15 protein-coding genes and 1 pseudogene are annotated in these 14245 nt (G+C 61.5%); 4 read left to right on the top strand and 12 right to left on the bottom strand.

What is annotated here, in order from left to right; translation table 11 throughout:
* Positions 1 to 150 precede the first annotated feature (150 nt).
* The gene (locus OEG79_RS15895) at positions 151 to 849 is read right to left on the bottom strand and encodes a CoA transferase subunit A (protein ID WP_264145927.1); all 699 of its coding nucleotides are present in this window, start codon (positions 847 to 849) and stop codon (positions 151 to 153) included.
* A 113-nt stretch (positions 850 to 962) separates the two neighbouring features.
* On the opposite strand from OEG79_RS15895, the gene OEG79_RS15890 reads away from it, so the two are divergent.
* On the top strand, positions 963 to 1850 hold the full coding sequence (locus tag OEG79_RS15890) for a LysR family transcriptional regulator (RefSeq protein ID WP_264145926.1): 888 nt from the start codon (positions 963 to 965) through the stop codon (positions 1848 to 1850).
* Positions 1851 to 1910: 60 nt separating this feature from the next.
* Here the strand turns inward: OEG79_RS15890 and OEG79_RS15885 are convergent, their stop codons facing one another.
* The 10 genes and pseudogenes from OEG79_RS15885 to OEG79_RS15840 all read right to left on the bottom strand — a co-directional run.
* The gene (locus tag OEG79_RS15885) at positions 1911 to 2582 is read right to left on the bottom strand and encodes an urea carboxylase-associated family protein (protein WP_264145925.1); all 672 of its coding nucleotides are present in this window, start codon (positions 2580 to 2582) and stop codon (positions 1911 to 1913) included.
* A gap of 11 nt (positions 2583 to 2593) precedes the next feature.
* Positions 2594 to 3262: an amino acid ABC transporter permease gene (locus OEG79_RS15880; protein WP_264145924.1), complete on the bottom strand. Its 669-nt coding sequence runs from the start codon at positions 3260 to 3262 to the stop codon at positions 2594 to 2596.
* Positions 3262 to 3915, bottom strand: a complete 654-nt coding sequence (locus OEG79_RS15875; RefSeq protein WP_264145923.1) for an amino acid ABC transporter permease — start codon at positions 3913 to 3915, stop codon at positions 3262 to 3264. The genes OEG79_RS15880 and OEG79_RS15875 overlap by 1 nt, the downstream gene beginning before the upstream one ends.
* A 3-nt stretch (positions 3916 to 3918) precedes the next feature.
* On the bottom strand, positions 3919 to 4560 hold the full coding sequence (locus tag OEG79_RS15870; protein ID WP_264145922.1) for an urea carboxylase-associated family protein: 642 nt from the start codon (positions 4558 to 4560) through the stop codon (positions 3919 to 3921).
* An 11-nt stretch (positions 4561 to 4571) separates the two neighbouring features.
* The gene (locus tag OEG79_RS15865) at positions 4572 to 5186 is read right to left on the bottom strand and encodes an urea carboxylase-associated family protein (protein WP_264145921.1); all 615 of its coding nucleotides are present in this window, start codon (positions 5184 to 5186) and stop codon (positions 4572 to 4574) included.
* An 8-nt stretch (positions 5187 to 5194) separates the two neighbouring features.
* Entirely contained in the window at positions 5195 to 6043 is an 849-nt protein-coding gene (locus OEG79_RS15860) for a transporter substrate-binding domain-containing protein (protein WP_264145920.1), read from the bottom strand.
* 200 nt (positions 6044 to 6243) lie between these two features.
* Positions 6244 to 7101, bottom strand: a complete 858-nt coding sequence (locus OEG79_RS15855) for a MurR/RpiR family transcriptional regulator (protein ID WP_264145919.1) — start codon at positions 7099 to 7101, stop codon at positions 6244 to 6246.
* A 91-nt stretch (positions 7102 to 7192) separates the two neighbouring features.
* The gene (locus OEG79_RS15850; protein ID WP_264145918.1) at positions 7193 to 7780 is read right to left on the bottom strand and encodes an NTP transferase domain-containing protein; all 588 of its coding nucleotides are present in this window, start codon (positions 7778 to 7780) and stop codon (positions 7193 to 7195) included.
* Between the two features lie 2 nt (positions 7781 to 7782).
* Complete coding sequence (locus OEG79_RS15845) at positions 7783 to 9981, bottom strand: OsmC domain/YcaO domain-containing protein (protein WP_264145917.1); 2199 nt, start codon at positions 9979 to 9981, stop codon at positions 7783 to 7785.
* A 145-nt stretch (positions 9982 to 10126) separates the two neighbouring features.
* Positions 10127 to 10279 (bottom strand): annotated as a pseudogene (locus OEG79_RS15840) (IS3 family transposase); the annotation flags it as partial.
* Positions 10280 to 10649: 370 nt separating this feature from the next.
* Between OEG79_RS15840 and OEG79_RS15835 the strand changes: the two are divergent.
* From OEG79_RS15835 to OEG79_RS15825, 3 genes are read left to right on the top strand one after another with little or no spacing between them, the layout of a single operon-like run.
* Positions 10650 to 11975 (top strand): type II toxin-antitoxin system HipA family toxin, encoded by a 1326-nt coding sequence (locus tag OEG79_RS15835; RefSeq protein ID WP_264145916.1) that lies wholly within the window; start codon positions 10650 to 10652, stop codon positions 11973 to 11975.
* Positions 11975 to 12241, top strand: a complete 267-nt coding sequence (locus OEG79_RS15830) for a helix-turn-helix domain-containing protein (protein WP_003459718.1) — start codon at positions 11975 to 11977, stop codon at positions 12239 to 12241. The genes OEG79_RS15835 and OEG79_RS15830 overlap by 1 nt, the downstream gene beginning before the upstream one ends.
* Positions 12242 to 12289: 48 nt before the next feature.
* Positions 12290 to 13093 (top strand): inositol monophosphatase family protein, encoded by an 804-nt coding sequence (locus OEG79_RS15825; RefSeq protein WP_126571865.1) that lies wholly within the window; start codon positions 12290 to 12292, stop codon positions 13091 to 13093.
* 334 nt (positions 13094 to 13427) lie between these two features.
* Here OEG79_RS15825 and OEG79_RS15820 read toward each other — a convergent pair whose 3' ends face one another.
* Positions 13428 to 14222, bottom strand: a complete 795-nt coding sequence (locus OEG79_RS15820; RefSeq protein WP_264145915.1) for an AraC family transcriptional regulator — start codon at positions 14220 to 14222, stop codon at positions 13428 to 13430.
* Between the last annotated feature and the right edge of the window lie 23 nt (positions 14223 to 14245).

The raw sequence follows: 14245 nt of genomic DNA, 5'->3' as shown, positions 1-14245 counted from the left end.
TTGTCCTCTTAGCAGGCTGCTGAAAACTACCTGCGTTGCCGATACGGCGTTAAAAACAGGCTCAAAATGCTCATTTACAGCTCGTAAACTCCACTTTTTCGCCTGTTTTTGCCTTGTCTCGGCTGCCTCGTTAACGTTTTCAACAACCTGCTAGCTGCGCAGGGTGCGTTTTTCGATGCGTTTCTCGAAGCTGCCGCAGATCAGCCGGTCGACATAGATGCCGGGCGTGTGGATCTGCGTCGGGTCGAGTTCACCCGGTTCGACGATCTCTTCGACCTCGACCACGGTGATGCGCCCGGCGGTGGCGACCACCGGGTTGAAGTTCTGCGCGGTGTGGCGGTAGACCACGTTGCCGAAGTGGTCGGCCTTCCAGCCTTTGACGATGGCGAAGTCGCCGGTGATGGCGGGCTCGAGGATGTAGTGACGGCCGTTGATCTCGCGCGCCTCCTTGCCTTCGGCGACAGGGGTGCCGTAGCCGGTGGCGGTGAAGAAAGCGGGGATGCCGGCACCGCCAGCGCGCAGCTTCTCGGCCAGGGTGCCTTGCGGGGTGAGTTCGACCTCCAGCTCGCCGCTGAGCAGTTGCTGCTCGAACAGGGCGTTTTCGCCGACATAGGAGGCGATCATCTTGCGGATCTGCCGGTCTTCCAGCAGCACGCCGAGACCGAAACCGTCGACGCCGCAGTTGTTGGAGACCACGGTCAGATCGCGCACGCCACGGCGGCGGATCTCTGCGATCAGGTTCTCGGGGATGCCGCACAGGCCGAAACCGCCGGCCAGTACGGTCATGCCGTCCTGCAGGCCGTACAGGGCTTCTTCATAGCTGCCGACGCGTTTGTCGAGTCCGCTCATTCGAGGCTGCCTCTTGTTGTTGTGGCGCACTGCCAAGGTGTGGCCAAGCTTCAGCGCTGCAGGCTTATTTGTTAAGTTTGTTTTTCCTCTCGATTGATCAGGTAAATAAATTAATGACCGTCAAGCAGCTACGCGCCTTCCTCGCTGTGGCGCAGAGCCTGAGCTTCGCCCAGGCCTGCGAACGCCTGCATCTGTCGCAGCCGGCTCTGAGCCTGGCGATAAAGAATCTGGAGCAGTCTCTCGGTGGGCAGTTGCTGGTGCGCACCACTCGCAGCGTGGCGCTGACCCCGGAAGGCGAAACCCTGCTGCCGATCGCCGTGCGTCTGCTGGCCGACTGGGACAACGCCGAGGATCTGCTGCGTCAGCACTTCACCCTGCAGATGGGCAAAGTGGCGGTAGCGGCCATGCCGTCGTTCGCCGGCAACCGCCTGCCGGCGGCGCTGCGCGCCTTTCGCGATGCTTATCCGCGGGTCAACGTGGCGGTGCATGACGTGATCAACGAACAGGTGATGGAGATGGTGCGCGATGGTCGGGTCGAGCTGGGTATCGCCTTCGAGCCTTTGAGCCTCGATGGCCTGCAGTTCACCGCGTTGTATGAGGACCGCTTCGTCGCCGTGGTGCCGGCTGGCAGTGAGCTGGCCGGGCAGTCGGCGCTGACCTGGGCGCAACTGCTGGCGCAACCCTTCATCACCCTGCAGCGGCCCTCGGCGGTGCGCCTGCTGCTGGAAGACAGCGTGACCGCCAGCCACGGCAAGCTGCCGGTGGCGTTCGAGAGTCATCAACTGGTGACGGTCGGACGCATGGTCGCCGAAGGCCTGGGCGTCAGTGCGGTGCCGCAATTGTGCCGGCAGCAGATGGAAGGGCTGGGCGCGCGTTGCCTGCCGCTCAGCGAACCGCAGGTTTCACGACGCATCGGCCTGCTGCATCTGGCCGGACATCAGCTGTCCAGTGCGGCGCAGGCCCTCAGCGAAACCCTGATGAGCCAGGCCGGGCGCGGTTAGCGGGTTGGGCGGGCGCAAGTCGTCAGTCAGGTGCTGGAGGCTGCATCCGCCCTACGGCGCTCAGCGTTGTTGCAGGTGCTCCGGCACCCATGGACCGCGTACCGGGATGTGCGCGAATGGCTCGTCGATGATGCGCAGTTCAGCGTCCTTCGGTGTGTTGTCGCCCTGACCCTGGATGCTGACGATGTCCTGCGGACAGGCCGAGAAGGCGACGAAACAGTCCATTTCGGCGCGCAGGGTGATGTAGTCGCCGGGGCGGGTGACGGTCGGCAGGGTGTCGAGTTGGATGTTGTCGGCCTGCACACGGATGTTCATGAAAATGTTGAACGAGGCCAGGTTGCGTCGCGACGGCGTGGCACCCAGTTCCAGCATGCCTTCGAACATGTTGTCGGCGCAGTTGCGGTGGTAGTGGGTGCAGCCGAGCAGCTCGTAACGGCGACGGTCGCAGGCGGCCATGAAGGTGTCGTGTACGCCGGGCGAGGTGTCTTCCACCACGGTCAGGATCGGGCGGCGCTCGTTGGTCACGAAGCTGTCGCCGAGCAGTGGGTTAAGGTGCTGGTTGTAGACGCGGGTCGCCTCCATGCACATGTACTCGTCGAGGTCATAGGCGCTCCATGCCCAGCAGTCGACGACCTGGGTGCCGTGGGTATTGACCACTTGTACGCATTGCTGAGCGCGCAGGCGCACGGCCTTGCCGTGACCGGCGGGGATGACGATGGAAGTGACGGACATCGGTGGTTCCTCTAAGCGGATTGGGGCTGGCGATGGCGAGACAGGCGGCGCTCCAGCGCGCTGCTGGCACTGTCGATCAGCAGGGAGACCAGCCAGTAGCACAGGGCCACGGCCAGGTAGATTTCCAGTGGGGCGTAACTTTGCGAAATGGCCTGTTTGGCGCTGAACATGAACTCTTCCACCGAGACGATGGAGAGCAGGGCGGTGTCTTTCAGCAGGCCGATCAACAGCCCGGTAACTGGCGGCAAGGCCACCGGCAGCGCCTGTTTCAGAGCCACGTGGCGGAAGGTTTGCCAGCGTGAAATGCCCAGCGCACTGCACGCTTCGAATTGCCCGCTGGGGATCGACTCGAAGGCGCCGCGCAGCACCTGCGTCAGGTACGGGCCGTAGTACAGCGTCAGGGCGGTGACCCCGACCATCGGCGATGACAGGGTGATGCCGTACTCCGGCAGGATGAAGAACAGCACGTAGATCAGCACCAGCAGCGGCAGGCCGAGAATCAGCCGGGTGTAGCCGGCGACCAACGCGCGCATTGCTGCCTGCGGGCTGCACATGCTGGTCCAGGTCAGCAGCGAGGCCCAGGCCAGCGCGGTGAGGGATGTCAGCAGGAACAGCCACAGGCTATGCAGCAGGCCCTGCAGCAGCATTGGTGCGTAGGTGACGATGACGGCGATATCCATCAGGCGTTCCTCCCGCGATCAAGACGTGATTCGAGACGACGAACCAAAAGCAGAATGGGCCAGCAGATCAGCAGATAGCCGGCGACCACAACGATCATCACCGGAGTGGCTTCGTAGGTGCGGGCGACGATCAGTTGCCCGGCATAGGTCAGCTCCGTAACGGCGACCACCGAGGCCAGCGGTGTGGTTTTCAGAATCAGGGTGAACTCGTTGACCAGGGCCGGCATGCTGCGGCGTAGCGCCTGTGGCGCGAGGATGTGGCGCCAGCATTCGAAGCGTGACATGCCCAGCGCCTGTGCCGCTTCCACTTGGCCATTGGGCAGGGTGCGGTAGTTGGCACGGAGAATTTCTGCCGTGTAGGCGGCGCTGTTCAGGCCGATGGCGATGATCGCCGCCAGCAGCGGTTGCCCGCCCAGGCCGATCAGCGGCAACGAGAAGAACACCAGGAACAGTTGCACGATCGACGGTGTGCCGCGCATCAGGCTGACGTACAGCCGGCCGATGGCACGCACCGGCGCCGACTCGCGCTCGCGCAACCACCAGATCAGATGGCCGCCGCAGAAGCTGACGATCGCCGCGGCTAGCGTCAGCTCCAGGGTGACCAGCAGACCCTCTGCCAGCTGGGGAATGGATTCGAGGATCTGCGCCAGCACGATTTACCCCGCAAAGTCGCTGAGGTTTTCGGCGGCCGACAGGGCGACGGCCCCCGGCTTGTCGTTGCCTTCCACGCCGGTGCAGCAGGTCGAGACGATGAACAGCATGTCCTGCACCACACGGCAGGTCACCTTGTCGCCGGCTTTGACCGTGTTGCTCTGCGGGATGATGGTGCCGTCACGCTCCAGCGAAACGTGCATGAACAGGTTGATCGGGTCGGGCAGCTTCGGCTGCTGGCGGCCCAGTCGATCCAGTTCGGCCTGCACGGCTTCCACGCAGCCCATGCCGTCGTAGCCCTTGCTGCGCAGGTAGGCGCTGGTCGAGGCGGGCAGCAGCAGGTCATGGCGGCCGACGCTGTCCTTGCCCAGCACCATCACCGGGCGGCGACGGTTGTTGACCAGGCGCATGCCCGAGCCGAGTACGTAGGAGTTGCTGAACACGCGGGTGTGGTGCACCGACAGGTGCACCATCGGGTCGTTCTCGCTGAAGCCGAACAGGCTGGCGACGGCGCCGTCCTCGAGCGCTTCGATGCGCAGCAACTGGCCGCGTTTGAGGGCAATGGAACCGGCGCTGCCGGCGGCGACTTCGACACGTACGGCAGGCAGTGGCGCACGGTCAGTGGCGGGGTTTTTCATCAACAGCATGGTGGTGCTCCTCAGACGAGTTCCGGCGCATCGTCACTGATGCGGATGTCGATCGGGGTAACCAGCAGGCCATTGCCGGGAATGATGTCCTGAGGGCAGGACGAAACGGCGCACACCAGATCCTTGAGCACCTTGAACACCACGCGATCGCCCGGCTTGCTGGTCGGGTCGGTGACCTGCATACGGCCGTCGGCGGTAACCGGGCCGTTCTGGAACAGGTTGAACGGCTCGGGCACGTTGACGGCCAGCACGCCGTAGGCGCTGAGCCCCTCGTGCAGGTTGTCCAGGCAGTTGCGGTGGTCATCCACGCCGAAGTCGATGCTGAAACGCGTCGAGTCGCAGGCCGGGACGTTGGCATCGTGTACGCCACAGCTGTCGCTGAGCACCGTGAGCAGCGGTTCGTCGGTGTTGGAGTAAAGATGATCGCCAACCTGGAAGAACAGTGAGTTCAGGTGACGGCGGGTGTGTACCGGCGACAGGTGTTGCGCGGTATCGCCAAGCACGACGGCGACGAAGTCCGCAGCCTGCTGGCCATTGCTGTCGATGACGGTGAGGTATTGCCCGGCCCGGACCTCGAAGGTCTGGCCGTGGCCGGCTGGCACGTGTACGTGATGATCGCAGGACATGGGATGACTCATTTGCTCGGAATGAAGTTTTCGGAAGGCAGCTCGAAGGTCACGCCGAGGTGCTCTTGTTGCAGCTTGGTCAGTTCGCCGGACTGCTTCAGTGCGGTGATTTCGTCGTTGATCACCTGGTTCAGGCGCTGGTCTTCCTTGCGCGTGGCCCAACTGATCCACTGGCTGTCACCCAGCTCGCCAACCTGCTTGAGTTTGCCCGGCAGGCGCTGGGACAGGCCGCCGAGCACGGTGATGTCGTCGAACACGAAGTCTGCGCGGCGCGTCATCAGGGTCGCCAGGGTCTGATCGACGCTGTCGACGCTGACCAGTTTGATCGGTGCCAGACCCTGCGCCTGCAGGTCCTGGTTGAACTGCTTGAGCAGTTGCTCAGGTGCGGTGGTGGTTTTGACAGCGGCGGTGAGGCCGGAGAGTGCTTCCAGGGTCAGAGCGCCTTCACCGATGCGCTCGTCGTCTGCGCGCATCAGCACGGCGTTCACGCTCTTGCCGAAGGGCACGGTGAACAGGACTTTCTCGGCGCGCTCGGCGGTGACGTTGAGCGAAGAGCCTTCAGCGTCGACCGAGCCGGCGATCAGCGAGGGGATGATGCCGCCGAAGGACATCTTCTGGTACTGCAGGGTGACGCCCAGTCGCTCGGCGACACGCTTCATGATTTCCGGGGTGTAACCGATGATGTTGCCGTCGGCATCGGTGTACTCGTAAGGCGCGAAGGTCGGGTCGATGGCGACAGTCAGCGTGCCTTTGGCCTTGATGTCGTCCAGGCTGTCGGCAGCGGCAGAGCAGGCGATACCCAGACCGAGGGTCAGGGCCGCCAGGGTCGTGGCAACGCGGGAGGTGAAGGTATGCATGGGAACTCCAGGTGCGGTGTGGTGGCCATGGAGTCATAGCAGAACTTATGCCAGCGCCCGGAGTGGAAGGTGAGGCGCGAGCGCAAAGGCTCTGAAACAGTGGTTTCGTGGATTTATTTCATGAAAAAAATATTTCACAGCGAGGCGAAATGATTTACCTGGCTGCGCGTTAATGGTGCAGGGTGAAACTTGTTGGTGCGTCAGGGCGACTTTTCCAGCTCGTCGAGTTGCTGGTGCAGTAGTTCGACACGCTGCAGGTAGGACGACTTGCGCTCGCTCAGCTCTTTGCCGACCAGTGAGCAGAGCAGGTTGGTGATGGCCGAGACACTGACGTTGCTGTCGAACATCAGGCTGCTCTCGGTTTGGCAGCGGATGATCCAGCTAGCCAGGCGTGCCGGGTGGCCGGCCAGCACGTCGGCCAGGTAAAGCATGGGCACTGCCATCTCGTGCAGCGCTGCCATGGCCGCCTCCAGTTGCGGCATGCGCCGGCGCAGGCCGATGCAGATGGCCAGGTCCTGCGGGCCGAGGTCGGCCATGTACTCGGCCAGGCTGTCGCCGGCAGAGGGCAGCAGGAGAATGTCTGCGCGCACCTGAATCAGGTTGCTGCGAAACATGTGGGCGATGGTCTGGCTGTGACGAAAGCCGATGATCACTACGCGGCGCGCGTTGGCGACGGCCTGGACGATGGTCAGCAGTTCATTGCGGTCCAGCGACTGGTAGGTCTGGTAGATGTTGGCGATTTCCTGATCCAGGTGATGCTTGATCAGGTCGCTGGTGTTGGCGTCTTCCTTGCCCCGGTCCTGCATGTACAGCGGTGAGCCGGCGCTGCGTGCGGCGCGCGCCTCGCGTCGCGCTTGTTCGTAGGAGTCGTAGCCCAGTGAGCGGAAGAAGCGCGTGGCAGTGGCCTTCGACACCCCGGCGTTGCCGGCCAGTTCGGTGGCCGTTTGCATCGCCAGTTGCCCAGGCGAGGCGAGAATCACGTCCGAGAGTTTCTGCTCGACGGCGGACATCGCCTCGTAACGCGCTTTGATGCGGCGCTCCAGCGAACTTTCGGGCATCTGGGAGCTGTCTCGGGAGGGCATGGCGGGGCTCGGCTGGGAAGAACTGGACGCAGTCTAGAGGAAAGGCCTGCGCAGGCGTAAGGGCATCTCAGCCTTGTTGCAGGCGTTGGCCGTCTGCGGCGCTGTCGATGTCCTGCAGCACGCCGGGATCATCCAGCTCGACGAGTTGCACGGCCTGGGTATTTTCCTGCAGCAGGGTGCGGGCGCCGGCATCGCCGCTCAAGCGGGAGAGCTGGGGCCAGAAGTCGCGGCCGAAGAGTACCGGATGGCCGCGTTTGCCCTGATAGCTCGGCTGGACGATGTTGCCCGCGTTGGCGCAAGCCAGCAGGGCTTCGAGGCTTTCGCGGCGAATATGCGGCATGTCGGCGAGAAAGATCGCCACGGCCTGCGCCGAGGATTCGGCCTGCAAGCGCGTGATGCCGGCGGCTAGGCTGTGGCCCATGCCCTGCGCCGTTGCTGGATGCTGCACCAGCCTGATGCCCTCGGGCAACGCCAGTTCGGCGGCATCGTCGTTCGGGCGCAGCACCAGCCACACTTCGTGCAGCAGGGCGCAGGGCAGGGCCAGGCTGGCGCTGAGCAGCGAGCGTCCGTCGGACAATTGCAGACGCCGTTTGTCGCTGCCGAAGCGGCGGCTGTAGCCGGCCGCCAGCATCAAGGCCGCGACGTCGGCGTGCATGCTCAGCCCGCCAGCCCGGCCGCTTTGGCGCGAGCGGCGTGCAGTTTCTTGTAGCTGTCGATCAGGCGCAGGTGCTTGTCCAGGCCTTCGAGCTTCATGCTGGTCGGGGTCAGACCATGGAAGCGTACGCTGGCGTCTACCGAGCCGATCACCGCATCCATGCGCTCGTTGCCGAACATGCGCCGCAGGTTGTGCTCGTAGTCGGCCAGCTCAAGGTCGTCATCCAGCTGGATTTCCAGCACGGCGTTGACCGCCTGGTAGAACAGCCCGCGCTCGACGGTGTTGTCGTTGTACTGCAGGAACATCTCCACCAGCTCCTTGGCGTCGTCGTATTTCTTCAGCGCCAGGTTGATCAGCAGCTTCAGCTCGAGAATGGTCAGCTGGCCCCACACGGTGTTGTCGTCGAACTCGACACCGATCAGTGTGGTGATGTCGGTGTAGTCGTCGACTTCGCTGTTGTTCAGGTTGCGTAGCAGCGACTTGAGCTCGCGGTCGCTCAGGGCGTGCAGGTTGAGGATGTCCTTGCGGAACAGCAGGGCCTTGTTGGTGTTGTCCCAGATCAGGTCCTCGACCGGATAGATCTCCGAGTAGCCCGGCACCAGGATGCGGCAGGCGTTGGCACCGAGGTCGTCATAGGTGGCCACGTAGACCTCCTTGCCCATGTTCTCGAGGATGCCGAACAGGGTCGCGGCTTCCTGCTCGTTGGAATCGCTGCCTTCACCGGAGAAATCCCACTCGACGAATTCGAAGTCTGGCGTGGCGCCGAAGAAGCGCCACGACACCACGCCGCTGGAGTCGATGAAGTGCTCGACGAAGTTGTTCGGCTCGGTCAGCGCCAGGCTGTCGAAGGTCGGCTGCGGCAGATCGTTGAGGCCTTCGAAGCTGCGCCCCTGCAGCAGTTCGGTGAGGCTGCGCTCCAGCGCCACTTCCAGGCTCGGGTGCGCGCCGAAGGAGGCGAACACGCCGCCGGTGCGCGGGTTCATCAGGGTCACGCACATCACTGGGAATTCACCGCCCAGCGAGGCATCCTTGACCAGTACCGGAAAGCCTTGCTCCTCCAGACCCTGGATGCCGGCGACGATGGTCGGGTACTTGGCCAGCACGTCCTGCGGCACATCCGGCAGGCACAGCTCGTTCTCCAGAATCTCGCGCTTGACCGCCCGCTCGAAGATTTCCGACAGGCATTGCACCTGCGCCTCGGCCAGAGTATTACCGGCGCTCATGCCGTTGGACAGGTACAGGTTCTCGATCAGGTTGGACGGGAAATACACCGTTTCGCCATCGCTCTGGCGCACGAAGGGCAGCGAACAGATGCCGCGCAGGGTGTTGCCCGAGTTGGTGTCGTACAGGTGCGAGCCGCGCAGCTCGCCGTCCGGATCGAAGATGGCCCGGCAGTGCTCGTCGAGGATTTCCTCGGGCAGCGCGTCCTTCGGGCCCGGCTTGAACCAGCGCTCGTTAGGGTAATGGACGAACTCGGCGCTCGCGATGTCCTCGCCCCAGAACTGATCGTTGTAGAAGAAGTTGCAGTTCAGCCGCTCGATGAACTCGCCCAGCGCCGAGGCCAGGGCGCTTTCCTTGGTCGCACCCTTGCCGTTGGTGAAGCACAGGTTCGACTGCGCGTCGCGAATATGCAGCGACCAGACGTTGGGAACGATGTTGCGCCAGGAAGCGATCTCGATCTTCATCCCGAGATCCGCGAGGATGCCCGACATGTTGGCGATGGTCTGCTCCAGCGGCAGGTCCTTGCCCGGAATGTAGGTGGTGGTGTCGCTCACCGGCATCAGCAGCGCCTGGGCATCGGCGTCGAGGTTGTCGACTTCCTCGATGATGAACTCGGGACCCTGCTGCACCACCTTCTTCACCGTGCAGCGGTCGATGGAGCGCAGGATGCCTTGGCGGTCTTTCTCGGAAATGTCCGCCGGCAGTTCGACCTGGATCTTGAAGATCTGCGCGTAGCGGTTTTCCGGGTCGACGATGTTGTTCTGCGACAGGCGGATGTTCTCGGTGGGAATGTCGCGCGTCTGGCAGTACAGCTTGACGAAGTACGCCGCGCACAGCGCCGAGGACGCGAGGAAATAGTCGAACGGCCCCGGCGCCGAACCGTCGCCCTTGTAGCGAATCGGCTGATCGGCGATCACCGTGAAGTCGTCGAACTTGGCCTCCAGGCGAAGGTTGTCGAGAAAGTTGACCTTGATTTCCATGGAATGGCACCGGCAAGCAAAACAAAATGGCCGCCATTATCCGGGTTTTCGGCGGGCTGTCTTGCTTGGCGGCCTACCAGACGGACTGGCGGTGAAGGAGACGCTGTTCAGGTAGCGGTCGCCGAGCCTGTGCCAGGTGTAGTGGTCAAGCCATCCCGGACAGTGGGTTGAGTTCTTCTTCGGCTACAGCGGGCGGCAGTCCAGCATTGGCCTGATGAGGCCTCAACCAGTTATACCGATGCGTCAAGTAACTGCTGATGTCCCGCTGCACCTCTCTGGCTGTCATGCAGCTCGTCGTTCAGGCTGCGGAACAGCCGTTTCCATCGGCGTGTTGTCTCAGCTGGGGGCCGGCTCCATCGAATAGGACGTAGTCCTTTTCTAAAGGTTTGGCAGATTTCACTCTGAAGTCAGATAGGCGGGTTGCTTGAGCGCACAAGAGTGCAGTCAAAAACTCTCGCGCAGGGCGGTAGCTAGACGTATGCAGGTGCCAGGTTCAACTCGCAGTTGGGATTTGAACCCGAGAATTTACTTTTGGATCTGTAACTAGTCTCTGTGTATTGGGCATTTTAATGCCTGTTTCTCGGCCTCATATGCGGTAAATTAGGCATTAAATTGCCTTTATGTGGCCGTTTGTCTAAGGTTTAGGCATTAAGTTGCCGGTGGCTGGTATGCATAATCTTACATTGCAGGTTTATACGGATGGCCAGTGGCGTGATGCCATGGCGATCTGTTTCGAGCAGCCCGAGGAGGGGCTGGAGGGCGTTTGCGCTTATGGGTACCAGCAGGGCTACTTGGTTGACTCCTTGGAGTTTGTCGGCAATCGGCTGAATGTGGCTGTCAGTGCAGCTTATCCCCTCGGTTGGGACTCTTGGCGAGACAAGAAAGCGCCTGCATTTCTCTTGGACATTCTGCCGTCTGGTGCGGCAAGACGCTTTCTACTGAAGCGTTTGGGAGGCGAGCGGCCCGAGGGGCTCAATCTTGACCTCTACCTCCTTGGGCGTTGCACGCCGGCGCCAATTGGCAATCTGCGCATCAAGGAGTCTGTGGAGGCGATTGCGGGCAGTCCAGTGCTCGGCTTCACGCGCGATGAGGTTATTAGTCGGGACGTGCGGTTCCTAGAGTACGCATATGAACAGGGCGCAGCTATTGGTGGGGCGACAGGGGCTGGTGGTGAGGCCCCCAAGCTATTGCTGACAGAAGATCGGCAGGGCGCCTTGCATCCAGATGCCGTGCTGCCAGATGCAGATGCTGCTCAGCATTGGTTTGTTAAGTTTGCGCGTAATAAAGCCAGTCAGACCGATCAGGATATTCTGCGCAGCGAGTACTGCTTCTATCGCGCTGTCCAGCAGCTCGGAATAGATACGGTTGCAGCTGAAGGGCTGGCATTGGAGGAGGGCAATAAGCCCAGTCTCTGGATGCATCGCTTTGATCGGGAGGTTGGCCCGGCAGGGGTTAGCCGAACTGCTGTTGAGTCCATGTACTCGCTATGCGGTGTAACCGAGGCGGGTAGCTATATGCTGCATACGCAGGTACTAGAGAAGCTGGTCGAACTGTGGCGAGCTGTTGGGCAGGAACAGCAGGTCGGCGACCTGATATTTGAATACATGCGACGTGATCTGCTGAATCAGATACTCGGCAATTCGGACAACCACGGACGCAACACCGCGATTCTTCGTTGCGAGCAAGGGGTTCGCTTAGCGCCAATCTACGACCTGGCACCCATGGTCATGGACGAGGAAGGTGTAACGCGTACGACGAAGTGGCCAAAGCACATCGAGCTGGCAGGTGAGGTCAACTGGAGAGCTGCCTGTGATGAGGTCTCAGAGTGGGTTGATGCTGATGACCTGTTCCAACGGCTGCGGTTGGCAGCTCAGGAGTTCCTTGCGTTACCTGACTTGCTGAGTGCAGAAGGGCTTCCCGATTCGACTATGAGTCACCCTCGTATAGCCCTGAGAAATCTCCGGCAGCGGCTGAACCAGTGGGGGTTGGTCTAATGGACATTCTTGAGCGCAATCGCATTTTGAATGAGCTGCAGCAGCAGTTGGCTAGCGGCGAGATCACAATCGGAGGAGCTGTACGGCGTCTTCGGAAGGAGGTGACTGGCTTGCAGCAGGCCAGATTTGCACAGATGTGCAAGCTGTCCTTGCGTGCCTTGCGACAGCTTGAACTGGATGAGAGCAACCCGACGGTTCAGACGTTGAACAGTGTGTTTAATCCCTTTGGCATGCAGGTCGGCATTGTGCCGAAGACTCCGCGTTGAGCGGCTGCATGCTGGTTCTTAAGGCTGGATGAGCGCTGGAGAAAGCAAATGGATTATTCATCGGTGCTCTCCGGGGTCATCCAGGCGGTCACTAGGGCTGGCGAGCTTCTAGTCGCAGAGTGGCAGCGTCCTGAGGGCCCTCGCGGTGCAGGTGATAAAGCGGATGTTGATGTAGAAATCGAGGCTCTATTGCGGCCTTGCCTGCTGGACCTATTGGATGGGGATTTCTGGGGCGAGGAAACAGGACATTCGCTGACCGGTGCCCCGTTCTGCTGGGTAGTCGATCCTAACGATGGGACTGCTGACTTTTTGAAGGGGTTCAAGGGCTCTGCCATTTCGGTAGGACTACTTGAAAATGCTCAGCCTGTTCTCGGTGTGGTGTATGCGCCTGTGCTGGAAGGGTGCCCTGCTGACTGCATCGCCTGGGCTAAAGGCATGCCATCGGTGCTGCGTAATGGCGAACCGGTTGACGCGCATCTGTCAAAGCAGGAGTGGAGTTCAGACAGTCAAGTAATGGTCAGTACTGCTGCCAGGATGAAGCCAGAGCTAAATTCTGAATTGTGTGCTCCGGGTAGATTTGTCGCGATGCCAAGCATTGCCTACCGGTTAGCTCGTGTAGCTGCAGGTGATGGGGTTGCTGGTGTGTCACTTGTTCAGGTTTCCGCACATGATGTGGTAGCAGGACACGCATTGCTAAAAGGTGCTGGAGGCGTCCTTCTCAATCAGGACGGAGAAGAGATTTCATACGTGGCAGAGACACAACTGAAGACGGTCTCGCATCGGTGCTTCGGAGGTTCACCAGTTATCTGTCGATCACTGGTGAGCCGAGAGTGGAGTCGACTGTTTGAGTAGCTGTTGTTTTTTGATTTCGAGCCAGCAGCATCGCAGCGTTCGCGAGCGTTGATGACTTGGCGCAGTTTAATGAACTGCGCCATTTGGGGCTGCGTATGTGGCGCAGTTCTAATCGAACTGCGCCATGGCTAGGCGAGGATCGGACCCTAAACCTCAAATGAAGGCGTTACAGACATTGGTGCGTCCGGTCAAGATGAACCCAGGTCCAGTTTTGTACCGTCCGCTTCCGGCCAGAAGCGGACATTGCTCCAGGCAGCAAGGCAAGACTGGGATGCAACCTGCTGGCCTGGGATGGTGCTGAAATGTGGGCTGTACCTGATGCCAGTCCTGTAGCTCAGCCGCCGCGGAAAAACTCACCCGGAGTACAACCGAACTGCTGGCGAAAGGCAGCGATGAAGGCCGAGGTTGAGTCGTAGCCGCAGCTCAGGGCCACATCGGTCACCCGCTGGCCCTGCTCCAATGGTGTCAGCGCGCCGAATAAGCGCAGACGCTGGCGCCAGGCACGAAAGGTCAGTCCGGTGTCACGCAGGAACAGGCGACTGAGAGTTTTTTCAGATACGCCCAGACGCTGGCTCCATTGCGCCAGGGTGACCTGGCCGTCCAGCTGCGCCTGCAAGCGCCGGCACAGAGCGCGCAGGCGAGAGTCCTTGGGCAGTGGCAGCATCAGGTCAACGGGCGGCGCCTCATTGAGCTGGTCGAGCAGCACCTGGGCCAGACGACCGTGCTCGCCCTGTTGATCGTATGCCACCGGTAGGTTGCTAAACGCGTTGATCAACTCGCGTAGCAGCGGGCTGACCTGCAGCACCTGACAGCCGTCGGCTGGCCGGGTGGCCACGCTGCAATCCACGTACAGGCTGCGCATTTCGGTGTGCGGCGAGCTGAACACCCGGTGCGGCAGGCCAGCGGGAATCCATACGGCGCGCTGCGGCGGCGCAACGAAACGGCCGGCATCGGTATGGATTTCCAGCACCCCGGCGATGGCATAGGACAGCTGCACCCAGGGGTGGCTGTGACGATGGGTGAGGGCGCGATTGGGCAGCGACTCGAAGCGTCCATAGAGCGGCCTGGGTAGGCTCTTTAGCCCGGGGATGCTGCGGCGGAAGGGTTTCTGCTGTCCGTTAGACGGCATTGTCTGGCTCTTTGGCGTTAGTC

It is taken from the genome of Pseudomonas sp. Z8(2022), assembly GCF_025837155.1.
GTDB lineage: Bacteria > Pseudomonadota > Gammaproteobacteria > Pseudomonadales > Pseudomonadaceae > Aquipseudomonas.
Note: the sequence above shows the minus strand (reverse complement) of the source record. Positions and strands in the feature narration are given on the sequence as shown.